The organism is Sphingomonas turrisvirgatae, assembly GCF_001721295.1.
GTDB classification, from domain to species: Bacteria; Pseudomonadota; Alphaproteobacteria; order Sphingomonadales; family Sphingomonadaceae; genus Sphingomonas; species Sphingomonas turrisvirgatae.
Map to the genome: position 1 here is coordinate 21,945 of NZ_MDDS01000046.1, position 26,834 is coordinate 48,778.

At 61.8% G+C, this 26,834-nt stretch carries 19 protein-coding genes; 9 read left to right on the plus strand and 10 right to left on the minus strand.

The genetic code is table 11. The features are described 5' to 3' along the window. Positions 1-4: 4 nt before the first annotated feature. Genes trbK-alt through BFL28_RS14740 form a run of 6 tightly spaced genes read left to right on the plus strand, consistent with a single transcriptional unit; the run spans position 5 to position 4,828 of the window. Entirely contained in the window at positions 5-352 is a 348-nt protein-coding gene (gene trbK-alt, locus BFL28_RS14715) for a putative entry exclusion protein TrbK-alt (protein ID WP_069321295.1), read from the plus strand. Continuing rightward, complete coding sequence (gene trbL / locus BFL28_RS14720) at positions 352-1,650, plus strand: P-type conjugative transfer protein TrbL (RefSeq protein WP_011157780.1); 1,299 nt, start codon at positions 352-354, stop codon at positions 1,648-1,650. Before trbK-alt ends, trbL begins: the two co-directional genes overlap by 1 nt. Further along, positions 1,650-2,333, plus strand: coding sequence for a conjugal transfer protein TrbF (gene trbF / locus BFL28_RS14725; RefSeq protein WP_428842952.1), 684 nt, complete (start codon positions 1,650-1,652; stop codon positions 2,331-2,333). The genes trbL and trbF overlap by 1 nt, the downstream gene beginning before the upstream one ends. Continuing rightward, the gene (gene trbG / locus BFL28_RS14730) at positions 2,333-3,334 is read left to right on the plus strand and encodes a P-type conjugative transfer protein TrbG (RefSeq protein ID WP_069321296.1); all 1,002 of its coding nucleotides are present in this window, start codon (positions 2,333-2,335) and stop codon (positions 3,332-3,334) included. Before trbF ends, trbG begins: the two co-directional genes overlap by 1 nt. Then, on the plus strand, positions 3,331-4,575 hold the full coding sequence (locus tag BFL28_RS14735; protein ID WP_069321297.1) for a TraB/TrbI/VirB10 family type IV secretion system protein: 1,245 nt from the start codon (positions 3,331-3,333) through the stop codon (positions 4,573-4,575). The genes trbG and BFL28_RS14735 overlap by 4 nt, the downstream gene beginning before the upstream one ends. Positions 4,576-4,579: 4 nt before the next feature. Further along, a complete protein-coding gene (locus tag BFL28_RS14740) occupies positions 4,580-4,828 on the plus strand; it encodes a DUF2274 domain-containing protein (protein WP_069321298.1) in 249 nt (82 codons plus the stop codon). Here BFL28_RS14740 and BFL28_RS14745 read toward each other — a convergent pair. The 6 genes from BFL28_RS14745 to BFL28_RS14770 form a co-directional block, all read right to left on the minus strand. Continuing rightward, positions 4,795-5,742 carry a LysR family transcriptional regulator gene (locus BFL28_RS14745; protein WP_079247184.1) on the minus strand — a complete coding sequence of 316 codons (948 nt, stop codon included), beginning with the start codon at positions 5,740-5,742 and terminating at the stop codon, positions 4,795-4,797. The genes BFL28_RS14740 and BFL28_RS14745 overlap by 34 nt on opposite strands. An 87-nt stretch (positions 5,743-5,829) precedes the next feature. Next, complete coding sequence (locus tag BFL28_RS14750; protein WP_069321300.1) at positions 5,830-9,129, minus strand: DUF499 domain-containing protein; 3,300 nt, start codon at positions 9,127-9,129, stop codon at positions 5,830-5,832. A 13-nt stretch (positions 9,130-9,142) separates the two neighbouring features. After that, complete coding sequence (locus tag BFL28_RS14755) at positions 9,143-11,983, minus strand: DUF1156 domain-containing protein (protein WP_069321301.1); 2,841 nt, start codon at positions 11,981-11,983, stop codon at positions 9,143-9,145. Continuing rightward, entirely contained in the window at positions 11,967-16,208 is a 4,242-nt protein-coding gene (locus tag BFL28_RS14760; protein ID WP_069321302.1) for a sacsin N-terminal ATP-binding-like domain-containing protein, read from the minus strand. Before BFL28_RS14760 ends, BFL28_RS14755 begins: the two co-directional genes overlap by 17 nt. Continuing rightward, positions 16,205-19,723 (minus strand): protein NO VEIN domain-containing protein, encoded by a 3,519-nt coding sequence (locus tag BFL28_RS14765; RefSeq protein ID WP_069321303.1) that lies wholly within the window; start codon positions 19,721-19,723, stop codon positions 16,205-16,207. Before BFL28_RS14765 ends, BFL28_RS14760 begins: the two co-directional genes overlap by 4 nt. 33 nt (positions 19,724-19,756) lie before the next feature. After that, complete coding sequence (locus BFL28_RS14770; RefSeq protein ID WP_069321304.1) at positions 19,757-20,641, minus strand: WYL domain-containing protein; 885 nt, start codon at positions 20,639-20,641, stop codon at positions 19,757-19,759. Between the two features lie 125 nt (positions 20,642-20,766). On the opposite strand from BFL28_RS14770, the gene BFL28_RS21185 reads away from it, so the two are divergent. Together BFL28_RS21185 and BFL28_RS14775 are read left to right on the plus strand one after the other, a co-directional pair. Further along, positions 20,767-20,910, plus strand: a complete 144-nt coding sequence (locus tag BFL28_RS21185; protein ID WP_173655764.1) for a hypothetical protein — start codon at positions 20,767-20,769, stop codon at positions 20,908-20,910. A 16-nt stretch (positions 20,911-20,926) separates the two neighbouring features. Further along, complete coding sequence (locus BFL28_RS14775) at positions 20,927-21,217, plus strand: hypothetical protein (protein ID WP_241527350.1); 291 nt, start codon at positions 20,927-20,929, stop codon at positions 21,215-21,217. A 109-nt stretch (positions 21,218-21,326) separates the two neighbouring features. Here the strand turns inward: BFL28_RS14775 and BFL28_RS14780 are convergent, their stop codons facing one another. From BFL28_RS14780 to BFL28_RS14785, 3 genes are all read right to left on the minus strand, one after another. Next, positions 21,327-23,180, minus strand: a complete 1,854-nt coding sequence (locus BFL28_RS14780; RefSeq protein ID WP_069321306.1) for a type II toxin-antitoxin system HipA family toxin — start codon at positions 23,178-23,180, stop codon at positions 21,327-21,329. A gap of 294 nt (positions 23,181-23,474) precedes the next feature. Continuing rightward, complete coding sequence (locus BFL28_RS20565; protein WP_241527351.1) at positions 23,475-23,675, minus strand: hypothetical protein; 201 nt, start codon at positions 23,673-23,675, stop codon at positions 23,475-23,477. A 253-nt stretch (positions 23,676-23,928) separates the two neighbouring features. Then, a complete protein-coding gene (locus BFL28_RS14785; protein ID WP_206599125.1) occupies positions 23,929-25,098 on the minus strand; it encodes a cytochrome P450 in 1,170 nt (389 codons plus the stop codon). Positions 25,099-25,219: 121 nt separating this feature from the next. Here BFL28_RS14785 and BFL28_RS14790 point away from each other — a divergent pair, with 121 nt between their 5' ends. Further along, a complete protein-coding gene (locus tag BFL28_RS14790) occupies positions 25,220-25,717 on the plus strand; it encodes a TetR/AcrR family transcriptional regulator (protein ID WP_173655765.1) in 498 nt (165 codons plus the stop codon). A 102-nt stretch (positions 25,718-25,819) separates the two neighbouring features. Here the strand turns inward: BFL28_RS14790 and BFL28_RS14795 are convergent, their stop codons facing one another. After that, a complete protein-coding gene (locus BFL28_RS14795; protein WP_119184618.1) occupies positions 25,820-26,782 on the minus strand; it encodes an alpha/beta fold hydrolase in 963 nt (320 codons plus the stop codon). Positions 26,783-26,834 lie beyond the last annotated feature (52 nt).

Here is a 26,834-nt window from a genome sequence, read left to right on the forward strand (position 1 = left end):
GCCGATGCGCTGGCCTGCATTGCTCGCCGACAGGCTCCAGCGACCAAAGCCTGGTCGGATCCTCGTCGTCGGCACTGTCGCGGCGGTGATGGTCGCGATCGCGGGGTGTTTCATGGCGGCCGCCCGCCCCGACAGGCCGGCCGAAAGAAACCCCGCCACGACGATCGCGCGCGATCCGCTCGAAGCCGAACTGATCCGCTGCAACGACCTGGGTTCGCCCGCGATCGATGATCCAGGCTGCAAACGGGCGTGGTCTGAAAATCGCCGCCGGTTTCTCGGCGCCCCGAACACGCAGGCGCCAGCCGTCAACGAAAATGCCGGCGCTCCGATTAGCCGACAGGAGCAACGCTGATGCAGGGCACCGGGGTCATCGACCGCTTTCTGGAAGTCTTTACCCGCTATATCGATAGCGGCTTTGGCTTGCTTCAGGGCGAAGTCGCGTGGTTGGCCTCAACCCTGATCGTCATCGACGTAACGCTCGCTGCGCTGTTTTGGGCCTGGGGTGCAGACGAGGATATCCTCGCCCGCCTGGTCAAGAAGACCCTTTTCGTGGGTGCGTTCGCCTTCATTATCGGCAACTGGAACACGCTGGCCCGCATCGTCTTTGAAAGCTTTGCGGGGCTCGGGCTGAAGGCATCGGGCACAGGGCTGACGGCTGCGGAGTTTCTTCGCCCCGGTCGCGTTGCCCAAGTCGGCTTCGATGCCGGCAGGCCCATCCTGGAGTCCATCTCCGGGCTGATGGGCTACATCAGCTTCTTCGAGAATTTCATCCAGATCGTCGTCCTGCTGCTGGCCTGGGCGATCGTGCTGCTGTCTTTCTTCATCCTCGCCATCCAGCTCTTCATCAGCTTGATCGAGTTCAAGCTCGCGACCTTATGCGGCTTCGTGCTCGTGCCCTTTGGCCTGTTCAACAAGACCGCGTTCATGGCTGAACGAGTGCTTGGTCTCGTGATCAGTTCAGGCGTGAAGGTGCTGGTGCTCGCCGTTGTGGTCGGCATCGGATCGACGTTGTTCGGCGAGTTCACGCAAGGTTTTCAGGCCCAGCCCACAATCGAAGACGCGATGGCGCTGGTGCTTGCTGCGCTGTCGCTGCTCGGCCTTGGCATTTTTGGCCCCTCGATCGCCAATGGCATCGTCTCGGGCGGCCCGCAGCTTGGCGCCGGGGCAGCCGTTGGCACTGGACTGGCTGCCGGCGGCGCGCTCCTTGCTGGCGCAGCCGGCGCGCGCATGGCGGGCGGTGCGGCGATGGCGGCCGTGCGGGGCGGAGCCAGTGTCGCTGGCGGCGCTTCGACGGCCTATCAACTTGGAAGCGCCGCCAAAGGTGGCAGCGTTGCGGGCGGACTATCCGGCGTCGCGCAAGCCGGGGCTTCCGCAGCGGCCTCGCCGCTCCGCAGAGCAGCCGCTGAGATGGGGCAGCGCTACCAAGCCGGTGGTCGGGCGGCGTTCGAAGCCATGGGCGGCAAAGTAACCGGAGGGACCGACGCCAGCCCGGCCAACGATGCGGGCTCCGCCTCCGGGGAGCCCGCCTGGGCCAAATCGATGCGTCGACGCCAATCAGCCGCGCACGGCATCCAGACCGCCATCCATGCCGTCCGTGCCGGCGATGGAGGCGGCGCAGGCTCTTCTGTCAGCATTCGAGAGGGTGAATGATGTTCTTCAAACGACCGTCCAGCCGTTACGGCCGGACGCCCGAACCCGAGACCCCTTATCAACGTGCCGCTCAGGCTTGGGATGACCGCATCGGGTCTGCGCGCATCCAGGCTCGCAACTGGCGACTGATGGCGTTCGGCTCGCTGTTCCTGTCTGCCGGCCTGTCCGCTGCCGTCGTTTGGCAAGCCATGTCTGGAACGGTCGTGCCGTGGGTCGTGCAAGTTGACCGGCTCGGGCAAGCCCAGGCGATCTCGCCAGCAGAGACCGGCTATCGGCCGACCGATCCTCAGATCGCTTGGCATCTCGCCCGCTTTATCGAGGAAACCCGCTCAATCCCGGCGGACCCGATCGTGCTGCGCCAGAACTGGCTACGCGCCTACGACTATACGACCGATCAAGGCGCGCTGGCGCTTAACGACTATGCCCGGGTCAACGACCCGTTTGCCAAGGTCGGCAGGGAACAGGTCGCGGTCGATGTCTCCAGTGTCATCCGAGCGTCACCGGGGAGCTTTCGCGTTGCTTGGGTCGAGCGGCGATACGTCGATGGGGCGCTCGCGGCCACCGAGCGCTGGACGGCCATCCTGACCATCACAATCCAAACCCCTCGTGACGTCGAGCGCCTGCGCAAGAATCCGCTCGGTGTGTACGTCCATGCCCTCAATTGGTCGAAGGAGCTCGGCTGATGCGACTGATCCCCGTTACAACCATCATGCTTGCGTCGGTATCGCTCGCGGCCTGTTCGCATACCTGGAAGCCGCCGGAGATCACCTATGATCCTGTCGCGGCCCCGCAGCCGGCGACGCCCGAGGTCGAGCCGCCCAAGCCGGTCGAAATCGTGCAGATTCCGACGCCCTTGCCTCTGCCAGGCCAACTCCAACGCATTCCACCGCCCCCCTCGCAGACACCGGAGCCGGCCGACCCGCGCGCACGGGTGGAAGCCGCCAATGGCGCGGCCCGCATTCAGCCAAGCCGGTCCGGCTATTTCAACGCGGTTCAGGTCTATCCCTATTCGGATGGCGCGCTGTACCAAGTGTACACAGCGCCGGGCCAGGTGACCGACATCGCCCTCGAAGCGGGTGAGCAACTGGTCGGCACAGGACCTGTGGCCGCCGGCGACACGGTGCGCTGGATCATCGGTGATACGGAAAGCGGCAGCGGGCCGACCCGAAGGATCCATATCCTCGTCAAGCCGACGCGCGCCGATCTTCAGACCAACTTGGTGATCAATACCGATCGCCGGACGTATCATCTCGAACTGCGGGCGGCCGAGCGCACCTACATGGCCAGTGTTTCCTGGTCTTATCCGCAGGACCAGCTCATCGCCCTACGCCGCCAGAACTCACAAGCACAGGCCGCGGAGACGGCAGCGACCTCGCCGTTGCCGGCGCTGGAGTCGCTGAACTTTCGCTACCGGATCGAAGGCGACAATCCGGCTTGGCGACCGGTTAGGGCCTTCGACGACGGGCGGCAGGTCTTCATCGAGTTTCCAACTGGCATTGCGCAGGGCGAGATGCCCCCGCTCTGGATCATCGGCGCACAGGGCAATGCCGAACTGGTGAACTACCGTGTGCGCGGCCGCTACATGGTCGTTGACCGTCTCTTTGGCGGCGCTGAGCTTCGCCTGGGCGGAGACCGCCAACGGCGCGTCCGTATCGTTCGCATTGACGCGAGGCCGGCATCGTGACCGGCCCCGTTCCTGAGCAAACGCCGGACGATCCTCCTCGGCCAGAGCGCGAAATCGCCGCTGAGCTGCGTCTTCGGCCCGACCGGCCCAAGGTCGTCCGCCTTTCGCGAAAAGTGCTCGGCCTCATCGCGGGCGTTTCGGCCGTCGCCATCGGCGGATCGTTGATATGGGCGCTGCAATCCAGCCGACCGACAACGACCGCCGAGCTTTATAACACCGACAACAGGACCACGGCCGACGGCCTGTCGCGGCTGCCTACATCCTATGCCGGGGTGCCTCGTGAAGTGCCGCCGCTCGGGCCGCCGCTCCCCGGCGATCTCGGACGCCCCATGCTCAACAACGGCATCCAGCCCGGTCCTATCCCGGGCGCTCCGGCACCCGCGACCGCGCCGGATCCGGAAGCCCAGCGCGTTGCGCAGGAGCGTCAGCGGATCGCTCAGGAACGCGAGGCCGCTCGCGCCAGTCGACTGTTCGCGGGGGAATCCCGCACGCCCGGCAGCGGTCCTTCAGCCGCTGGGCTCGAGATGCCGGGAGCGGCGTCGCCGCAATTCGGCGCCCTCGCGGCCGGAAGCGGTCAACCGACACCGCCGCCAAGCGAAGGCGATCGGAGGTCGGCATTCTTGGGCGGTCCCGCTGACCGGCGCACGATCAGTACCGAAACGCTTCAGGCCCCGGCGAGTCCCTATACCGTGCAAGCGGGCGCTGTGATTGCCGCAGCGATGGTGACGGGCCTGCGCTCGGACCTGCCCGGCCAGATCACCGCACAAGTCACCGAGAATGTCTATGATGGCCCCACCGGGCGCATCTTGCTCATCCCCCAGGGTGCCCGACTGATTGGACAGTACGACGCACAGGTCAGTTTCGGCCAATCCCGGGCGCTTCTGGTCTGGAGCCGCCTGATCCTCCCCAACGGCCGCTCGATCATCCTGGAGCGTCAGCCCGGTGCCGACGCCTCCGGCTATGCCGGACTTGAAGACAAGGTAGACAACCATTGGGGGCAACTATTCCGGGCCGCGATGCTGTCCACCCTGCTGAGCGTCGGGTCGGAAGCAGGCACATCCTCGGATGAGAGCGACCTGCTTCAGGCGATACGGCGTGGCGGATCCGACAGCATCAGCCAGACAGGACGGCAGATTGTCGGCCGCTCGCTGAGTATCCAGCCCACCATCACCATCCGCCCTGGCTTCCCGGTCCGCGTGATCGTCACCCGCGATCTCGTCCTCGAACCTTATAGAGGCTGAACCGATGACAATGCTCAAACTCGGCGCGCTGGTTGATGACCGCCCGGTTCGTCTGACGATCGAACTGCCCGCTGCAATTCACCGTGACCTGACCGCCTATGCCGACGTCTTGGCGCGGGAGACCGGCACGAAGACCGAGCCGACCAAGTTGATCGCGCCAATGCTAGCGCGGTTCATGGCTTCGGATCGCGCTTTCGCCAAAGCCCGTCGGGCTAAGGCTCAGCCCTCGGGCGACGGCGACGGCTCGACATAGCCGCTCTTGAGCAACGACCAGAACCGCCGCAGTGGCGGGTTATCGTTTCCCGGATCACGATACGCCGTCAGCGGCACCAGGGCGTCGTCCGCCTCGCTGGCGAGCGGCACCGCCACCACACCTTCAGGCAGCCGCCCCAGATCGGATTCGATCATCAAGGTGATGCCGAGGCCCATGCCCACCATGGATAGCGCCGTCTCCCTGCTGATAAAATGAGACCGGGTAGCGAGACTCCGACCTGGGCCAGCAAGCCTCGCCGCCAATAGCTGAAGGGCCTCGGGTCCGGCCCCCCGCCCAGACACAAGAAAATCCTCGTCTTCGACATCAGCCCACGCAATGTCAGCGTTCGTGGCCAAGGGGTGATCCGCGATCAGGACGACGTGGAGACGCTCGCGCCATAGCGGCATTGGTTCGCCGAGTTTGACGTCGGGAGCGCCCAGCAGCACGGCCATGTCGATCGCCCGCGAACTTATGCCCTCAACCATCTGCGATCGATCCCCCTCCACGATCTGGAGATCGACCTCGGGATGTTCCGCTGTGTAGGCGGCAAGCGCGTCGCGCAGGCGGCCCGTCGAGAGCGAAGTATAGAGGCCGAGCGTCAACCGGCCGGCGACACCGCGGCTGATTGCTCCGGCATTGGCGACCGCGAGATCCAGCACGCGCAGCGCCTCACGGGCCTGGTCGAAAAAGATCAGGCCCGCTTGGGTCGGCTCCACACCCTCCGAAGAGCGGTGGAACAACGACACGGTGAGAACGTCTTCGAGTGTGCGCAGCCGGTGGCTCAGTGCCGACTCGCTGATGCCGATCACGGAGGCGGCGCGGCGAAGACTTCGATGTTCGGCAATGGAAAGCGCCAAGCGAATGGACGCCAGATCGAGGCCAAGGCGGCGACTGGGTTTTACGCCAGCCGTCATTTGACACCCAAGATCGACATCGCCAGCTTACTCATACACGCCAATTATCAGCACGATAATTTTGCGATGCTTAAGGGTTGATGACCTTTACTCGATACTTTTGTCGATGAACCCCAAAGTGTTAGCGTTCTCGATGAGCGTGCGGACTTTTGCCCGATCGAGGCCTCCCGGCACCTCCGCATCAATCTCCAGCTTCAGCGTCACTTCGCTGCCCGGGATCGTCGTGAGTTGCTCCACGATCGCTTCAACGATCTGATGGATTTCGCGCGCCGGTCGCTCGGCCGAGATCATGACGGTCCCGAAAAACCGGGTCGGCTTACGCTCCGGTGCCGGCGCATCCGGCGTTCCGTCCGAAGGACCAGCGGCCGGGGGCACACCTTCTGGACTGGCGGGAGCGCCTGCAACGGGGGGCGGGCCGGGCTGCACCGGCGCCGGACGATGCGCTTCAGCGATGTCAGGTTTGATGATGACACTGTCGCTGTCGATCACAACGGCGGCGTTGGTGGCGCGCTCGATCGCCAGGCCCAGATAGGTGTCGGTCTTGTCGTCCCACCGCTCCGCATAGCCAAACGGCCCTGGCAGCATTCCCGTAACGGCGGCCTGCACCGTCTTCACCAGCACAGCCTGGTTCTTAAGGCGGGGCAGGGAGGGGTAGCGGGTCAGATATTCCCACAGATCTTTGAGCGAGAGATGCGGCTTGCCGTTCCAGATGTATTTCTGGAGGTCCCGGTCAAGGCGAGTGGGGCCAAGCTCGGGGAGCAGCCCCTCCTCCGCCACCAACTTCTTGCTTGCTCGCGCCAACAGGCCGTCCTGGGCCGGCACCTTGCCCGAAACCCACTCGACCTCGGCCTGGGCGCTCTCCTGAACGGGATAATGAAGGTAGCACCACGCCTCCTTCAGCCGGGTCCTGACGGTTTCATTGGCCTCGGTTAGCTTCGCTTTGGCCAGCGCGCTGTCGCTCTGGGTCAGGTTGAGCCGATCCGTATCGCGAACGATCTCGCCCCATGCCAAGGCCGAGCGGACGGCGTCCTTGAGGTTGTCGAGCTGCCGTGCCTCGGCCGCGATGAAGACCAGCATATTGCGATAAACGCGCGGCGTGCTGCCGCGCTGGATCAAGATCTCTTTAGCCTCGGTCAGCGCCTCGGATCCGTCGCGTCCGGTGTGGGGATGGGCGACACCCAGCACGACAGCGCGAACACCGCCCGCCTCATCGGGCACCTCCGCCGATGTCGAAGGCGCCACCTGCACGGCGTCGAAATGGCCACGGTCAGCGATGCCGTTGATGTATTTCGTCAACTCATTGTCGATGGTCATCAAGACCAGCGCGCTCTCAAGCTGCGCGGCACGATCCGCCGCGATGCGGTTGAGGCTGGCTGACATCGAGTACCAGTACCGACCGAGGTCGGCGTGCATAAACTTGGCTTGGTTGGTCAACCGTCGCAGCGCATCACCGAAAATGGCCGGGCGCTCGCCGGGCTGGACGACGCCCAGATTGATCTGCTTGTCGTCGAGGCCCGTATTCTGCTGCTGATGGGTCGGCGCCGTACCCATGAAGATCGCCCGGGCCACGCGCCGCGTCGCTGAGTAGCGATTGAGGTTCGGCGCGGACTGATCGACTTTGTATGGCGTAGCAGCCGTGCCATCGACGTCAGCCGCGATGATCGACTGCCAACTCACATCGAGGTAGTGCAGCAGTTCAGGTTCGACCCGCGGCGAGCTGACCGAGACGCTGCCCGGCATGATCATCACGGACGGGTCACCGTTCATCCACAATTCGTGGATGACCTGCGCCATAAGCCGCAGAACGCCGCGCGTGCGCTGAAATTTTTCCAGCGAGCCCCAGCTCGTGTAGAGCTGATCGAACAGCTCCGGATGGATGGGATAGGCCTTCTCCAGCTTTCGACGATAATCTTCGTCGGCGCAGCCTTGCGGGAAGTCGTTCGAGTTCTCGCGGTAAAGCTTGGCGAACTGCTTGAGCGTATTGTCGCGATGATGGAATTTATCGCCGGGGATCTGCTTGAACAGCCGACGTCGAACGATCTCGTAGCTCTCCTCCTGCGAAGCCGGACGCCATGACGATTCCACGCGACTGAAGGTCTGCTTCAGCCGAGCCAGAGCTTCCTGGCCGCCTTCGCCGCCGACCTCGATCTGCGATGCGGGCAGCGACGCTACCAGCAATGTGCCCGGGCTCGCCTTCACGGCTTCGGTCAGCGATTGGACGAACGAGAGGTTCGCATCAAACGAGCCGGACGGGAGACCCTCGACCCGGTAGATTTGGCGCAGATAGGCGACCCATTCGTCGATCAGGATCAGGCACGGCGAGTATTTCTTGAAGATTTCCTCGAGGAGGTTCGACCCAGGCGCGATGCCCTTCGCGTCATTCTCCGCGATCATGTCGAAGGCTTCTTCACCCCCGAGCTGCCATGCCAGCTCGCCCCAGGTCGTGCGGATTTTCCGATCGCCAGTGGCGCTGAGAACGTCTTGCGGCCCGCGCGACGTTCCGACTAGAACGGCGCGATTGATCTTGGCCGGGACCGCCAGACCATGCTCATCGAGCAGTTGATCGAGACCCGACAGATCCTGCGCCGGCGTACCGCCAGCCATATGATAGAGCGCCAGCATCGAGTGGGTCTTGCCGCCGCCAAAGTTGGTTTGCAGCTCGACCACCGGATCACCGCCGCCGCCCGACAGGCGTTTGGCGGCGCCGACAAGCAGCGTACTTAGGCCTTCGGTCAGATAGGTCCGGCTGAAGAATTGCTGTGGATCACGGTATTCTGCCGGAGCGCTGCCTGTATGAACCTTGCCGAGGTCGGCCGCGAATTCGGCCTGCTGGAATTCACCTGTCGCAACGTCCTGGTGAGGCTCGACCACTTCACGCCATGGAAAAAGGCCGGCGACAGTTTCGACAGAGATGTCCAGCCGCTGCGTCTTGCGACGCTCTTCATTCCGCTGAAGCTCGGTGAATTTCGTGCGCAGGATCGTATCGCGCATCTTGGAAAGCTGCTCGGCCGTCTCGCCGGCGCTGATCGCCTCCATTAGACGGCGCATGGAGTCCAGCGCGCGCTCGGCGTCATCGTAGGTGAAGGTCTCGTTATGCGAGAGCTTGTTGCGGACGTCGACCAACTCATTGACCAAAGATCGCTCGGCGCGACCAAGCACGGCCTTGAACGCGTCCATCCAGAAGCGATCCATGGCGTTGAAGAGGGCGGCCTGATCCCAGCCCACTTCGCCCTTACCGTTGGGTCGCAGGCCGGGCAGCTTCTCCAGCACCTGGACCTGCCAATGACCCTTAAGCGAGCTCTCCAGGCGCTTTTCGACAAAGGGGATCAGCGCCTCGGGCAGCAACTCCATACCCTCGAACACTTGCTGGCGCGTACTTTTGGCCATCTACTCGAACCCCTCAGAGATCCAACCGGGTCTGGCGATCGCCACCCGTGTCGTGGATCGCCGCAGCCTGCCGAGTAAGCTCGGTCCAGACGGCGATCAACGCGTTGTAAGATGTTGCGTCCTTGGCATCCGACCGCTTCTCGCAGATGCCGTAAAGGCAGTAGGCGAGATCCTTCACCGCATCGGCTTTCTCGGAGCCAATCTTTTTGAGCATCATCGCGGCGCTGTGCTCGCCATCAGTTTCCAGCGCCCGGATCAGATGCTGGCAGCACTCCCAGACGGTCAAATGGCCATCGCCAGCTGGATCCCAGTCGGCATCCAGTTCGTCGCGCCCAAGGATCCGGACCTTACCCGCAGAGCTCTCGACGATCCCCGCGTGCTTGACACTCTCGACGGAGATACCGCGCGCTTGGGCGATGCTGTTGGCAGAGCCGTACTCACCCGTCTTCGTCCCGTGCTGCTCGAACCAGGTAATTGCAAACCGCGTATCGGCGTCGAATTCGCCCTGAATGCCACCGAGATACTCATCAAGCTCTCGGTTGATAAGCTGGAGTGCCGCCTTCACGCTCATGGGGCTATCGTCTGATTCAAGCACAGCTCGATAACGCGAGAACACACCCATCCCTGGGCCGATGGCGGACTGCGGCATATCCGCCGGCGCGATGTTTGCTGCCTGAAGCTCACCGATGGCGGAAGGCAGCTCCCTCTTCAAAGCGCGAATGAATTCCGCGCGGCTTATCGTCTCGGCCACTTCATCTTTCTTGCGGCAAACCAAAACAACGGAGTTGGCCAAGGCATTAGTCCCGGATGCAATCATCCTATTGGCCATTTCAGTTCGCAAAGGCCACGTCCCAACTACAGCGTAACCAGCTTCTACGACAGCCTGCAGAAATGTCGCCCACCCAGTCGAACTGATCCCTTCCTGAGCGACTTCACTTTGCTTAAAAGCGTAATAGATCGTTGCAGGAAAATCCGACGAAGATTGCCTCGCCATATTTGCGATCGCCTCGCGCATTCCTTCCAAAAAGAATCGATCGGCCGCCTCCCGGCTGCCATGCCTGTACTGTGTTGCAACCAGCTCTTCGGCCTTGGGCGTAGCCATTACGCTGAAGCTGTCCGGAAAGACGCTTCGTATAGACCGTTTCATCCATGCAAAGAAAAAGTCTGACAAATCTGCGTATCCGATATTGTCGTAATATGGCGGATCAGTAGATATGACCACATTGTCCGGATACTCGACCGTCTGCGCATCCATTTGCCGCTCGACGCCTGCAGCGGCGGGTACGAATTTTTCAATGACCTTCGTAACCCATTCAACATTGCTGATAAAATTTCCGCTTGCAGTCGAGAAGGGATTTCCCTCTGCAAAATCCCACGTCATCGGAATAGCTTGACGACCAAAGGTGTTCCTAAGAGCTTCCATCTTGGGAGATGAATCCCATGTACAAAGCGTGGAACCGCGATCGGCTGAGCGATTGATTGCGAACGCCAAATAGACGCTGATCGCTTCCGCGTAAGCAAAGGCACCACTACCACCATCTCGCAATGGCGTAACATCGTCGCTATAACCTGCTCGGATCGCGTCATGGCGTATTTCGTCGCGCAACGCCTCCAGCAGGTGGCCAAATGTGCCCAATGTCAAAATCTGGCGATCTGAAAAGAGGTGCCCCCAAGTAGAAAGTCCGTAAGCCGAGCAAACACCACCAGTGATCATCGCCCTTGTGGGCGTACTGCCTGAAAGGAATGTTTCTCTGGCGAGGGCTACCTCTTCCTGCTGCCCGGCGCTCTCAGCCAATGCCTGCATTTCGTCGGTGGGATTGCAGTAGATTCTGCCATTTTTTCCTTCGCAAACAACCGCCATAAGCCGAGCGCCCAAGCGTCCGGCCTTCCCCTCATCTCGGACATATTCGCGCGTAACTGGCGTCTTTGATAATAGACAGATGAAATCCTGTGCCTTCCCAGCTTTAGTGCCAATAGACGAGGCAGTTAACTCTTCCTTCGAAATATCGGCATTCTTTACTTTGAAGGTATAGGTTCCGGAGGATCGGTCAACAACAGGCGAGACAATAGTCTCGCGCCCCTTCTTTGATCCCAAAATGAAAGAACTGACGAGTGGCACATGCGCGCCGCGAAAGGCCGGGTCCGGACTCGCGACCGTCCTGGCCCATATCCACGCGACCACCGATGCGCTCCCGCCGCCTTGCGCAGGCGAGAGTTGAGCCTTCGGATATAGATGGCCGACCTTCTTCCAAGCCTCATCACGCAACCGCATACCGTAATATCTGACGTCCTCCGCCAGGGCCTCGGCGTTTCGATGGTGGTTGCGGTCGCGCGCAGACGGGTGCGCAGGCTCTTTTCCAGCGAAGCGTGCCGGAATCTCAATCATCGCCTTGCCGATCGTTACAGCGACGGGGTTGAGGTCAGACCCGTACGCAGCCAGCCCCAGTCGCTGGGCTTCAAGAGGTATCGATCCACCGCCAGAAAACGGATCGTACACCGGGGGTAGCTTTCCACCACAACTCTTCCTGATTTCAGCTCGGGCTCGCTCAAGAACCTCTTCGTTCGTTGAGTTTTCCCACAGGACTAAATCCTCCATGATTTTGAAGAGACGTTGACGCTCGTTATCTACCGCAACTTCTGTCGTAAACTGATCCGGCAGGCTTGAAGGGTCATCCACAAGCTGAGCGAAGAGCACTGCGCGACAAGCCGCGAGCGGTCGCCTCGCCCACCAAAGGTGCAGCGTTGAGGGATGACCATGTCGGATCGATTTTTCTCGCGCCGATGCGGCGTTGATTGCCTCGAGCGGGATCGCGACCTCGATGAGCTTCTTTTTGTAGTTATTGGTCGAGGTCATAAACCAGCCTGTAGGTTGCGGGGTGGATGGTCATTTCGCCCCCGTCGCGCAGCGCGCGCAGACGGCTTCCCGTCATCTCGACAGGCGCACCCTCCGGGTTAAGCAGAATGAACGAATAGATTTCGGGTTTCTGGTCAACCAGGCCCCAGATGTCGGCTTCAATCTGAAGCGGTTCGCGCTCCAAGCAGTGTTCCTTCGGATAGTAATGGCATTGGAGCTCGCCGCTCGATGACCGGCGTTCCCAAGGAAATTTGGTGGCGTTGGCGCGGCTGATCCAGCTCCCATCAGCATGGAAGAATCGGTCGTCACCATCTGCTCTATAGCCTTGGGCCAGAGCAAAGCGCGCCATGATATTCGGTCGGGGCGGCTTTGGCGCTGGGCGTGGACGACTGACGACATCCGGCTCATCTTCAGGATCCCGCATATCGTCATTGTCCGCTTCGTCGTCGTCCGTGGGCGGAGGTGCCGGCATGTCCTCTCCATCTACGACCCCGACGGTATCGATCTCGCTGACGACGCTCTCGCCAAATGCGTCATCGGACTTGGGCATCGAAGGCGAGATAGGGTCAGCATTGTCCTGGACCGCTGGACTGTCCTGGTCAGTGACGACCATCGCTTCCGGGGCCAACGTAAAGTTCTCCTCGAGGTACGCCTTGATGTCGTCCGGCGACCGCTCGAACGCATAGGCCAGAGCCGCTCGGATATCCGGGTTGAGGGACTTGCCGATTTCCTCGGGGACGCGCTTGGCGAGCTTGGCCTTAGACAGCGGGCTGACGAACAGTTTGCGATCAAGCCACAGCAGATCCGTCAGGCGCGCCGTCCCCGCAGGCACTCCCTCCAGGTAAGGAACGACCTCAAGCTTTGGCGCTGCCACCCAGATGGTGTCTGCAATCACCTCAGCCAGAGCCCGCACGCGTTCGGTCTCTTCGGGTGTAGCCAGCTCGACCCTGCCGAGTTGCGTCCCGAAGGCTGTCATCCAAGGCCGTCGATCCTCGAGTCCTGGAAAAAGCGGAGATTGGTTGAAGCGCTCGTCGCAAACGGCCGAAAGCGCGGGCAATCCTGAAAACGGCGGAGCCTGAACGAGTTCGGCCGGCAGCCGCTGGAGGTCCGCGGTCTTTCGTTTGACCCAGTCGTGGAGATGGCTCCACCGTATCAGCGTCTGCATACTGAGCGCGTAGGTCAGCGTTTCAACCGGCGCCCACTCCCCCATCAAGTTCACCCAGTGCCCGCACTCCTCCCAGATGCGGATCGGGTATCGAACCAGCAGCGTCCTCACCCGACGGCCGTCCTCTGCTGACAGCACGACGCCCGATGGCAGAGTCGCGAGCCACTGCATCGCGAGATCCACGGACGGACGATCTGCTACGCCGATCCGATGCCAGAGCGTGAGATCGGCGACCGACCCACGGATCAATGCTGCGCCAGGGACATCCTCTTCATCACCGGTGAGGAACACCGAAGGTGTAGTCACCCAAGCGCCATCTTGCGACAGGATCAGCTTCTCGGCCTTGAAAACCTCCCTGATATTCTGGGCGTCAGCGGTCGAGCAGGTGTCCAGCATCTGGTCCAATCGCCGATACCATTTCTCGACCTCCTGAACCGGCGGCTTGGTGGATTTGGCAAGCGCGCGCAGCCGGTCGAGTAGCCTGGCAGGCCCGGTCGGCGATCGCCGAACACCAAGCAAATCCAAGAGGGGGCGTGTTGATTCCCGATCGAGCAGACCATGAACGAACGGCTCGACGTCGATGAGCGACTCTGTCTCGGACGTGCGGCGCAGCAGCTCGGACGGAACCTGGACCACATTGCGGGTATCTGGGAGGCACGGCTTGTCACGAAGTTTGAGCAGCCATTCGGACAGCAGTGGGTCGGATGTCAGCGATCGCGTGCTGCCAGTGGTGGCCACCTGCAGAATACGGGCGCTGGAGCACCGCGACCAATATCCTTCGCGTTGGCCAAGGATGCGGGCGGCCACCTTGGCCCAGACGCCCGGATCCGTGGTGGCCGACGCCTCCCAATGCTTCCAGTACGACGCCTCGAAATCCCAATCTTCGATGACGAAATTGTCCGTGACGTAGGGATAATACAGCGCACTCTTCAGGCCCCTAGCCTGGGCGTCCGCCAGAAGCCGCGAGCGCGAGTAAATCGATCCCCGCCTGGCCACAAAAGGCGCGAATGTCTGGAGGCCAGAGCGACCTGAACCGACCCAACGCTGCCAGTCTTCCCGCGTGCAGGAGGTGAAGCTCGACATGTAGTCCGGGTGCAGAAGCTGGGTTTCCTGGACAGCTTCCGGAAGCAAATCTTCGAGCGTCCCATCATCATCGATGAGGACCGTCTTGGCTATAGGACGAAGCTTCCGATCTGCGCAGGCGTATCGAAAGGATGCCCCCGCCGTCGCACCCAGCTTGGCCGCAATCTGGGCGATCTGTACGCACTCGGCCATCTTGGGCTGACCGGTACTGAAGTAGTCGGCGGCCACTCTTTCGACGACAGCGTTAACATCGCTGGTGTCGGAAAGGCCGATCTTCGCGAGAACGGCAAACGCCGTTTCCACGACGTCGGAGCTTGTGCCTGCGCCATCGCCCTTGTCACGGCGCTGATCGGCGAGAAAACGCGTCCAATTCTGGTTCAGGACAATCAAATGCGCGGCGAGGAACTCCCAGTCGTCGTCAGACTGAAGAAGCTTCTTCTCACCAAGCCGGACAACCTCGGATGCCGAATAGAGGACCTCCTTACCCTGGACGGGAACGATCCTGAGGCGATCGGCATCCCGGCACTGATAACCGGTGACGTCAGGAGCGATGTAGGACCACAGGTTCAGCAAATTACGCCAGGTCGCCGGGCGGGGTAGATGGTTCGTCCGGAGGCGGTCGAGCAGGTCAGCTTTCGCGAAAGCCTCGACCAAGCCCCAGTTTACAAGCTTTGTGCGATCCTTGGCTGAGACGTGACGGCAAAGCGCCGGCCTCGACTTCTTGTCGAGTAATGCCATCGCTTGGTCGGCAGGCCATATCTCAAAGATCGGCAAGGGCATGACGATCGCGCTCTTGGCAGGCAAGAGTTGGCCGTCTTCCGTCAACAGGATCGGTTGCTCCGCCACGACTTCGTCAAAAGCCAGTTCGACAATCGCTCCACACGAGCCTTCGAGGGTGGCCGCATCGCGATCCACGTCCGGCATCAGCCCATAGGCTGTCGCGCGATCCAGCGGGCTGGTGGTGGTCTGCTCAAGCCACTGCATCATCGCCCGGCCGGCCAGTTCACCGGCGCGCTTGAGCAGCCAACGGTTGGTCGGCGAAGTTTCTGGATCCTTGATCTTCAGGCGCGCCGGATCCTGGATAAACGGCGCGTTGCAGGCGAATGGGAGCGTCGTCTCCACGCCGGTTGGCAACACGACATACAGCCTGCCCCTGGCGCCGAGGACGATTTCGATCCGGCACGGGGGAAAATCCCCGCCATCCTCGGCCCCCAGCATTCGCTCCTGGCGGATTTCCTCGAGCGCCTCGGCCGGGAAGGCCTCTTCATCCGAGCGAACGAGCAAAAATGGCTCGTCAGCCTTCGCATCGAGCGCCATCCATTCGCTTCTGGGGATAGGGCCTGGCCCAAAGCTATCCCACTGCACGGCCTTGTCGCCAATCTGAAGCCGGCGAATATTCTTGAAGAACAGCAGCGACACCGGGCTTTTCAGCCATTCCTCCAGGTTTTTCTCGACATCACGCCGCAAAAAGGCGTTGGCGATCGCGACCTCGACACGCGTTCCACCCGAGGACAGTTCTTGCGCATCGACCCAATGCGGCTCGGTGAACCGGCCGCGCTCGAACGCGACGGCCAGGGTCGGGGTGTAAAGCTCGACCCTGTCGCCGAGACTGAAGGTGCTTTTGAACCCTATTCCGCGAAAACCGATCGTGTGTAGCGCTCGCTTGTTGGAATAGCCAAAGCGGCAAATCGAGGCGAAGTGGGCCTCGATGAAATCCTCGCCATTGTGCTGAAAAATGAAGCGATCATTCTCGATCGAGACCCGCGCCTCACTGGCGCCGGCATCGTCCGCGTTCTGCAGCAACTCAGAGAGGATATGACGCGGGCTCTGCACCTGTTTGAAAAGCTGATGCCATGGGCCAGCCAGTTCGGGATCCGCTTCAAGCTGGTCCCATCGTTTGGCCGCGCGGTCCTTGATCGGCTGAAAATAGCCCGGTGGCGCCGCGGACCTGGCCGCGCGCTCGCGTTCCGAGATCATCGGGGCGCCTCCGCCCGCTCCAGCAAACGCGCCAGATGGAACTGGATCGCGGTATGCTCGAAGGACGGCTCGTGATCTGAAAGCGCCCCATGGACGTAACGAGGGTCGCGCGCGGTCCCATCTTCGACCTGCACGATGGCGAGGATGTACTTGTCCGGTTCATGGAGCGAAGTGATCACCTCCTGGCGGGTGATCATCACGGTGTCCGCGCCGTGAACCCGCCCCTTTACCTCGATAAACCGCAAGTGCTTGGTGCGTGGGTCATAGGACGCGATATCGTACCCGATTTTCTGCGCCGACACATCGCTGGGCACATTGCCGAGTGCCCGCTCCGTCGCAATGACCGCGTCCATTGCAGCCAGCTCGATAACGCGGCGCGCGTCAGCGTCGGCCGAGAACGGGGGTGGCGCTCCCTCGGCAGGAGCGCCACCCGGAATGCCGCGCGCGTCGAGAAGGCCGCGCGGGACGACAACCATCCCGCCCCGAACCCTCGGAGGCTGCGATGAAATGAACCGCTCTTGTTCGAGCTGATCCATGCGCCGCTTCTGGCGCTCGGCTAGGTCTTCAGCGCGCCGCTGGGCGTTTTGCCAGCTCAAGCGCGTCTTCTTACCCGCCTTCTCTTCTTCCTTCAGTTCAAACGCGCGCGAGTCCCAGTAGTTGATCTCCTTCTTGAGGCGGGCGCGCACCTCGCGCTCGACCTTCTCGATCTCGGGCAAGCGGCGCGCCTTGATCTCGGCCACATGCGCCTGCGCCAGCTCGACAGTGGCGAACCGCACGGCCGTCTTCTCCAGCTCAGTCGTCAGCCAGTCCTCATGGAGGACGTCTTGCACGCTGGCGATCTCCTCAGGGGTGGCAGGGCGCAGGTTGAGGTGCGGCGCGATACCGGCGTTGACGGCCTCCCCCGCCTTGTTGATCGAGGCGAATTGAAGCTTCTGCGACACCACATGCGGCTTGCCCGCGCTGGTCGCCAAGCCATCCTGAATGCTGTGCTCAAGAAGGAAGACCGCAGACAGGTCAGTCCCAGCATCAAGGTCGTCGACCAAGATCGCGCCCTGACGCATGATCTGCTCATATTGCTCGCGCACGATGCTGATCACCGCTTCGAGCAACGGATGACCCGGGCACACAAATGTCGCGACCGGTTGCTGGTTGATCCGGCCCTTTTCGAAACAGATGCGCTCATACTTCTTCTGGATCGGCGCGCCGGTGCCGATCTGGCGATCCCGCTCGCGGATCCGGACCGGGACATGAGTGATCTCCCAACGCCCCTCTTCCCGGCGCTTCATCTTGCCGCCCAAATGCTGGAAAGCTTCAACGAAGAAGCTTTGGACATGGTGCGGTTGCAGCCGCTGAGCCTCGGCGCGCTCCATCTCCAGCCGCAGCTCCTCGACCTTAGCCTCGGGCATGGTGTCGTTCGTCAGCGCACGCCGCTGGAGCAACTCAAGCAGGTGCCCTTGATCGACCGCGCCATCGACCTGGCGGAATAGCCTGGCTTTGACGTCCTCCTGCTCGCCATACTGGATGGCCTGAAACAGGAGATCCTTGAGCGCGACACCCTCGAAAAGTTCGCCCAGGACATCATAGACCCGGCCGCCCAAGGCTTCCCGCGCCGCCTCGAGCTTCTCGAGAAGCCGAGCGTATACCTCGCCTTCGCGGGTATCGGCCGCGACGAGGTTCCACAGATGGCAGACTTCGGTCTGGCCGATCCGGTGGATACGGCCGAAACGCTGTTCGATCTTGTTGGGATTCCAGGGCAGGTCGTAGTTGACCATGAGGTGGCCGCGCTGAAGGTTCACACCTTCGCCGGCTGCGTCGTTTGCAATCAGCACCAGCATGTCGCGGTCCTGCATGAACCGCTCGATGACCTTGCGCCGCTCTTCCCGCGACACGCCGCCATGGATCACATCGACCGCATCAGGATTGCCGAGCCGAGCGCGGACCTTGTCGACCAAGTAATGGAGCGTGTCCTTCGGCTCGGTGAAGATGATCAGCTTGCGACGATTGCCGTCGGCATCGACCATGAGGTCATCGTCGAGAATACGATTGAGCTGCGTCCACTTGGCGTCGAGGCCAGAACGCAGGACCCCTAGCGCCATGGTCTCCAGGCCTTTGAGCGTCTCAACTTCGAGCGCGAGCTGCTCGACCGTCTCCGCGGTCGTCGCGCCAGTCGCGATCAGGTCTTCGAGGTCGTCGATCTCGTCCTGGCCATATTCCTCGATATTCTTGAGGATGTCGGCATTGACGTCCGGCGCGGCAAAGCCCGCACGGCGGCCCTTGGCGGCAAGCCGAGCCTCCCCGAGTTCGTTTTCAAGCCGCTCGCGCCGGCGCTTGAGCGACTGGTAGATCGCCGCTGGTGATGAGGCGAGGCGCCGCTGGAGAATCTGCAGGGCGAAGCCGACATTGTTGCGCTTCTTTCCGTCTCCTTCGGCGAAGCGCTGCACCCGATTCATCTCGGTACGCACATACTCGGTGACGGCGGTGTAGAGCGCCGCCTCCAGCTCGGAGAGCTGATATTTGACGGTGTACGCCCGGCGTTCCGGAAACAGCGGTCGACCGTCGAAGCGGAGCAATTCCTCCTTGGTGAGGCGGCGCATCATGTCGGCGGTGTCGGCGTAGTGAACGCCGTCGCGGAAGCGTCCCTCAAAACGGTCCCCGTCGAGGAGCGCCATGAAAAGCTGAAAATCCTCCTCCTTGCCGTTGTGCGGCGTGGCCGACATCAGCAGCAGGTGGCGACACGCTTCGCCGAGCTTCTGACCGACCTGGTAGCGTTTGGTGTATTTAACGTCGCCGCCGAAATAGGTCGCCGACATGCGATGCGCTTCGTCGCAGATGATAAGGTCCCACTCGCGGGCGCTCGCCAGCTTTTCCTGCAACTCCTCGTTCCGCGCCAGAACATCGAGGCGAACGATCAGCCGGTTGCGGTCCTCGAACGGATTACCTGACCGTGACGTCTCGATCATGTCCCGGGTCAGGATGTCGAATTCTAGATTGAACTTCTGACCCAGCTCGTCCTGCCATTGCTCCACCAAGCTGCCCGGCGCCACCACAAGACAGCGCTCGAGATCACTGCGCGCGATCAACTCCTTGATCAGCAGGCCAGCCATGATCGTCTTGCCCGCCCCGGGATCGTCGGCCAGCAGGAAGCGTAGTGGCTGGCGCGGCAGCATCTCGCCATAGACGGCCGAGATCTGGTGCGGCAGCGGATCGACCAGACTCGTGTGGATGGCCAGATAGGGGTCAAAAAAATGGGCGAGCTTGATCCGGTTGGCCTCGGTCACCAGTCGAAGCAGCGCACCATCGCCGTCGAAAGACCAAGGCCGCCCGTTGACCTCGACTTCGAGCCGGTACTCGTCGTCGCGATAGAGCACGGCTTCGGCAACGGCACCGTTCAGATCGCGGTAGACGACGTTGATCGCCTGATCGCCGATCCAGTCGACAGACAGGATCTGGGCCGCCTGGGGTGAGGCGATGCCGCGCACCGACGCGCCATTCCGAATCTCTTCAAGCCTTGCCATATCTACCCTTACTGACCCCGACCGCCCTGATGCTCACACCGCAAAATCGGCTTTCTCCAAAGCCGCCTCGGTCTCGGCCTGATTGACTACAACGATGTGCTGACTCCGGGCCGGCAGCTTGGCGGCGTCGCCCAAGAGGCCGAGCCGCTTCAGAACATAGAACAGCATGGCGTAGCGCACGGTCAGGACCGCTGAGCCTTTCTCCATGCCATAGTCTTTGGCGACGACGGCCTTCTGACTTGTGGTCAGATCAGGGTGAGGGCCAATCTCGACCCCGAACCGCTCTTGCCAAAGCGCATCATGCTCTGCGGGTGCCCCAGGTTCGCCGAGGCTCCCAATCCCGAGAACGCGCGGCAGCAGGAAATCCTTGAACTTGTCGGTGACGTGACAATAGCCGCGAACGTGCCAGCGGAAGCCGTCATAGCCGAAGGCGTGGGGCGTGATCCGGCGCCAGATCGGATCGGGCCGATCCTTGCTCATCGACTGATAGTGAATGTCCACAGACCGGTGATCGCGCACGGCGCTGAGGACCGTGCGCAACACTGACGCGTCGATATCCCTCCGGGGTGTCAAGGCGATATCAGTGTCAGGAACCTGGGTGATCCAGGATTCCGATAGATCGATCAGTCCTTCAGCAACCGACCGCAGGCGCGACAGATAGCCGTCGGGATCGGGCTTGAGGAAATGGGGTTCGAAATGTTCGCTCGCGACATACCGTTTGGCGCTCTTGTCATAGAGGGCGTTGTGGGGCGCTCGCTCCTGGTAGAGCGTCAGATCCTTCGACGCTTGCGGCACCGAGACATCGAACATCTCGATGATGTCCGAGCGATTGACCCCGCCCTCCCAGAACAAGCGGAACTCGATGAACTCGAGCCGACGCTCAACGCCCCACTTCAATGTCGTCAGGCTTTCCGCCATCCGAATCTTCCTCCAAAACGGATGCAGATAAAAACTATATGGACACATCTGCACGACGTGTGTAGTTTCTATTCCCATCACGGAGTCGCGTCAAGCGAAACCGTGCCGGGCAACAGGAGGACCACATGGCCAAGACCCCCTCGAAGAATGAAGTAACGAGCAAGAAAGCCGCGACTGCGGCATCGCAGGTGCTGCGCGACCCCAAGTCGAGCGCAGCGGCAAAATCGGCGGCGGCTTCGGCGCTGACGCAGCGCCCGAACAAGAAGTAAGTCAGGGAGAACGACGATGACCACCCTTTCCAACCGGCGGACCATCGTCGCCCATGGCCGTTTGGCGATGCGCGAGTTGCGCCTCGACGCGGCGCGGCAGCGCCGACACAGCGTGCAGATCATGTCATTTGAACAACTCGCGGTCCGTCTGGCCGGGGGCTTCGCCCGTCCGATCGATGACGAGTGTTTGCGAACCGCGATCCAGGCCGTGCTGCCGGACACGAGCCTCGGAGAGCTGGAAAGCATCAAGCTGCTTCCTGGCATGGTCGATGCGGCGGCCGACAGCCGAGCAACAGCGCGACGGTGAAGCCGACGCGATCGCCCAAATGTGCGCCCGGCTGATTGGCAGTGAGATGATCCTCGATCGTCGCTCCGGCGCCAGTCGACCTTGCCGGCCAACCGTGACGTCGCGCCGCTCAGTCGCCTTCAACGGCAAGTGCCTTGCAGCGCTCCCCGACCAAGGCGATCACCTTGTCCTGCGCTGTTTTGGCGGTCTCAGCCTCGGCCGCGAAGGCAGGTAGCTGAAGCCCCTGCGCCCGGTCGGCCACACGCGCCGTCAGGTCCGCAATCGCAGTCTCGGCATCTCCGGCGGATACGCCGATTGTCCGCGCCAGCGCGAGGAAGTCCTGGCGCGTCAGACGGTCATCCTTGCCGTTGAGCTTGAGCGCCATGCGATCGCCCCCCAAACCCGGGAAGACGCGCGTGGTGACGGCGTCGTAGAGCGGCGCGAAGCGCACGCTCGTGAAGGCCTTGGCATCCACCTCGGCGACTTTGAGCACAGCGAGGTTCTTGAGATGCATATCGCCATCGGCGATGAGCCAGGCGAACACGGCCCGGCGGAACAGGATATCGAGATCGCTGGCCGGATCGGTCGACAGCGGTCGTAGGCCGCGCGCCATCCGCTCGATCGTTCCGTCGTATTTGGCGGATGCGGGAAGGTCCAGAATGGAGCAAAAATCCTCCATCGCCAGACGCCGCTGATCCGCTGGCCCGCGACGAATATCGAACCGCTCGACGACCAGTGCGGGCGACATGCTGTCGGGCATCTCCAGCAGCGCGGCGTCGGGCACATCGAACCCGGCCGAGCGGCCAAGCTCCAGGCAAAGCCACTCGACGACCGGTAACGTCTCGAAGCCCGCCGTGCCGGCGGGCTTGAGGATATGTGTGAACGGCTGATCGATGGCCGGAACGAGGGCGCCATCAGGCATCAGGCTCATCGGCGCCTTGATCTGGACGCCCGACAGGCGCGGCGTTTCCGCGCGCGCGAAGATGCGCGCCAGGTTCTGCTCGAAGGTCTCCTCGATCTCCCCCCGCGCCGGACCGGCGTAGCGGCCCGTGAAGCCACCGGTGTCGATGTATCCAGCCAGTGTTGTCGTGAGAATGTCAGCAGGCAGCGCCGCCAGTTCTTCTCGACCCTCGACGATGACGATGTTCGACATATATCGCCGTCCGCGCCGGAGCGCCTCGCGTTCATCGCGTTCGTGGAGAACCTGCGCCAGCCAGCCCTCGGGAAGCAGCGATTCAATGAAGGCCGGCAGCTTGCCCGGCGTGGTTTCGCGCACGAGGGCCGGTCCCGCTCGACGCCCCGGCTTCCAGCGCCATTCAAATCCATCGTGGGTCAGCCGGCCGAGCGGCTCACCGTGCCAGGCGACGAGGAGATCGAGCGCTGCCTTGTTGACCGGCGCCTTGGCAACGCCCGGCTGAGCTAGCAGAAAGCGTTCGGCGCCTTCGCCTTCGCGATACCATTCGTTCTCACGCGCCAGCACCCAGACGGCGTCGGCTGCGGCTTGGGGCGTCCCATGTTCCTCCACCAGACGCGCCGCCATCTGCGCGCGCATGTCGGCGGTAACCGCGCTCGCATGTTCGCTGCGCAGGCGGAACGCTTCGAGAAAGCGCTGGCGCGGCGATGAGGCGTCGACGCGCAATTCGCCCAGGTCGTCGCCGATGACCGCGATCGCCGTCGATGGATGCTTCGGCGCTTCGTTCTGGATGATCTCAAGCGTCCGCAACCGCGTGCGCTGGTTGCGGCGGCCGCTGATAAACAGCCGCCCGTCGGGCGTCGGCGCGAGCAGCGCTGCACTCGCCGACGACAGATAGGCGTTGGGATAGAGATAGTGTGCAATTCGGACCGCATGACCGAGGATCGTCACCTCGATGTCACCTTGGTCATCGACGTAAACCCCGCGCACGAGCTGGATCAACTCACCGGTCTGCGCGCGCTGATGCGCGCGTTTGGCGTCAATTGTCTCACCGACTAGATGAAGAGCCATAGGATTATCCCGCATCTCAGATGCGCGTTAATCCCACCATCCGGCGCCGCGTGCAAGAATTATCGCGCATCTGAGATGCGCGATAATTCCGGCGCGTAGAGAGATTGGAGCGCGCCGACCCGGAATGATCGGCGCGCTCCAGAACAATCATGCCGCGAACGGCACGCAGCCAGCCCTATGGCGACTGGCCTAACGGGCTCGCCGCCATCCCTGTCACCGCCCTTGATCCGCCCCTCGCGGCGGCTTCTCCGACGGTCCCGGCGCTTCTGGGTCCCGGTCCCCAAGCTTGAACTGTCAGGGCGTCGTCGATTGATCGAGCGAGGTGGCCTGCACAATGGCGCGAAAATTCTCCAGAAACTCGGGGTGCCGCCCTGCCAGAAATCCCTCGATCTCGGACTTCGCCAGCAGGCGCTCGCTACGGCCGGAATCAAAAAGAATACCAGAATGGCTTTTCAATAGAATGCCGGAGACTGGTTGTACAATATTTCTTTTCAACAGTATTTTCCGGGATACATCTCGCGACGCATTTCTTTCGGATGGCCGAAGATAGTGCCATTCACGAGTCGACAGCCATTGCCAAGGAAATAGCAATAGCCTTTGGCAAGAAATGCCTTTGCCGATGCTTCAATTTATACGAAATTACTAACGTCCCGTGATTCCGGCCGATCCCGTTTTGCAAGAAGGCCGCTCACCAAGGCGAATTGACGACCGAGGAAGGCAATTCCGAAGATGTAATAAGCCAAGGAACTCAAAATGATCGAGGAGCAATGCGAAGGCGACAATCGCGAAGTTCATACCCTGTGATCAACGCGTTCCAGTTGATCTCCGGCGGTGCTTCCAGCGTTAAGTCCGCAATGCGCAGCAGGCGATCGAGAAAGATTGCGGTTTCGAGAATTGCGATGCTCGCGCCAGGGCATCGATGCGAACCATCACCGAACGCAAGCCCTGCGCTACCGACCCGCGCTGCCAAGGCGCGATCAGGATCGACTGCATGCGGACACGCGCCCACCGCCGCAACATCAGCATTCGCCTGGCGGATATCGATTTTGAAAATCTGGCCGGTATTTGGATTCCGTCGCGAAAGCTCCCCGACGACGGGTTCTAGCCTAAGGATCTCTTCCAAGATCGCGATCCGCCCGGTCTCATCTGTGGCAAGGAAGCGTGTCCGAAGCTCGTCGCGCTCGAGCAAATGCCATCCCGCCATCGTGATGAATTCGCGTGTCGTCACCATGCCGGCGGCAGCGTAGGTCACGCACTCGGTAAGTATCGCGCGGTCCGAATAGCCTTCGGCGATCAAATGCGAGATCACGTCTTCGCGCGGGGCACGGCGACGCGCGAGAACCGCTGGGAACACGTCTCGAACGTAAAAGTTAAGCATGTGGATCTGCGCCCGCGCGAAGCGTGGCAGATCGAGGATCGACTTGCCGAGCGCGACATTGCCAGCTTGAAAAAAGCGTTCGAGCCGACGCGCCATCCGGGTGCGATTACTATCGGTAACACCGACAACCTCGGCCGCAACGGACACCGCCAGCCGCATGCTCATTTCGTCCAGCTTTGCGTGGCCGCGACGCTGCATGTCGCCGATTAATGCATCGGATTCACGCTCGATGATCGCACGGTAGCTGGTGTCGACGGTTTTGGGGGTGAAGAACCGAGCGGTCGCAGCACGCTGACGGCGATGGCGCTCACCGTGCTGGAAAATGATCGGCGCAAAGCGCTCGTCGCTGAACCTTGCCATCAGATCAGCGCGGAAACTGGCCTGATGCAACTCATCATCCCGGAGCAGCGCGCGTGCTTCCGAAAAAGACTGGACTGGGCAACCGCGACCCATGGGCTGCGATGGAATGCTTTTTCGATCATCACGGAGATCGTCGACCCCGCTGGACGGTTCGCGCGATAGCGTGGAATACGAACTCATCGCTTTGCTCCTTTACTCCAAGGTCCGCTATATATGATCTACTGTGGCTCATAAAAGGGGTAATCGCGAAAAGGGCGTGGACGCTCGTGTCACGCGAACCCGGTCGCTGCTGCGCGACGCGATGCTGGCGCTGTTGCAAAACGGCGACGCGCATTCGATCACAGCGCAACGTATCGTCGCTCATGCCGGAGTCGGCTACGCGACCTTCTTTCGCCATTATCCCGGCGTCGACACGCTGTTGCTCGACGTGGCGGATGAGTTGATGGGACGGTTGGTTAAGCAGGTGGCCCCGGCTCTCGTTCGGGGAGACGTAGGTAACGCCGTGCGATCCGTCGTGGAGTTCGTCGATCTACACCGGCACGCGTCTGCAGCTCTGCTGGTTGGCGGTGGCGATGCAGTGCGACAGGAAGTGACGGCTCGCGCCATTCGATACGCAGAGGGGCTCGATCTTCCGTTTGATTCATCCGTGCCTCGCGGACTCGCTGTTCGCGTCGTAGTGGGCGGAATAATCACCATTTTAAGCTGGTGGTTGACGGAAGGACTGACCAGTTCAGCCGATGACGTGAGCAGCTTGATCGAACGATTAACGATACGCGCCCTTGTGACGCCGGAGACGTAACACCGGAGTACGGCTCGGTGCTCCCGAGGTTGGTAGAACGCGTGCCAAACGCTACCCTACAACCCTGGCGGACGCAGACGTAATGCCCGGTATCAAACCGGTCTAATTGCGCCCGATGCTCCAACCCGCCAGCAACGCGCGCAAGGCAGCGACGAACGCCAGCGGCTGATCCAGCATCAGATGGTGCCGAGCTTCGGGTACAGCGATGATCGGAATATCGATACCGCCGAGCTCGCGCACGTAATCACTGGAATCATTTGTAAAAAGGAGGCTTTGCTCGCCGTGTACTATCGCCTTGCGGCCTGGCGCCTCGACCAGCGTTCTGCCCATTTCAAGCCATTCGCTCGGCACATTATCCCGCTTGAACACTGATGGCGAAAACTTCCAGGTCCACGCGTCGCCTTCGCGTCGAAGTGAGTGGTAGGCCATGTAATCCATCAGGAACGCCTCACCAACGGGCTGTGGCGGAGATAGAACATACCGCTCGCGGGCACTGGCGTAATCGGGGTAGCGCTTATGCGGGCGATCGGGGTCGCCTGATCCCGGGCCGGTGCGGCCGCCGCCCCAAACGGCGTCAAAGCTGGACGGACGCAGCACCATCAGATCGCAAATCACCGTACCGGCAAAGGCCTCCGGCGCCAGCTTGATCGCCTGGAGCGCGACTGCCGCGCCGAAGCTGTGTGCGACGATGATCGGCTTGTGCTCGTGGCCAAAAAGTCCAAGGGCCTCCGCGACCCCAATCATCTCCCGTCCTCGCGCGCCCATGTCACAATTCTCGCGAACGTCGCTGTCCCCCATTCCTGAATGGTCGTAGGCGATCACATGGTAATTTTCAGCCAGGTAAGGCGCGACGAACGCCAGGCACCGTGCATGAGAGAGAAAGCCGTGGGTCATCAGTAAAGGAGGCGCGGAACGATCTCCCCAGCGGAAGTAATGCATTCTCACACCAGAGACCTCGACGAAGCCCTCCTCCCGCGGCACGGATAGCGCGTCGACAAACCAACCGGGCAGGTATGCAGGATCTGGCGCCCAGGTCTGTACGATATCGGACGGGATTTCACGCATGGTGCTCAGTGCCTTTCTTTGACTGAATCAATTATGTGGCATGATCCGGCGT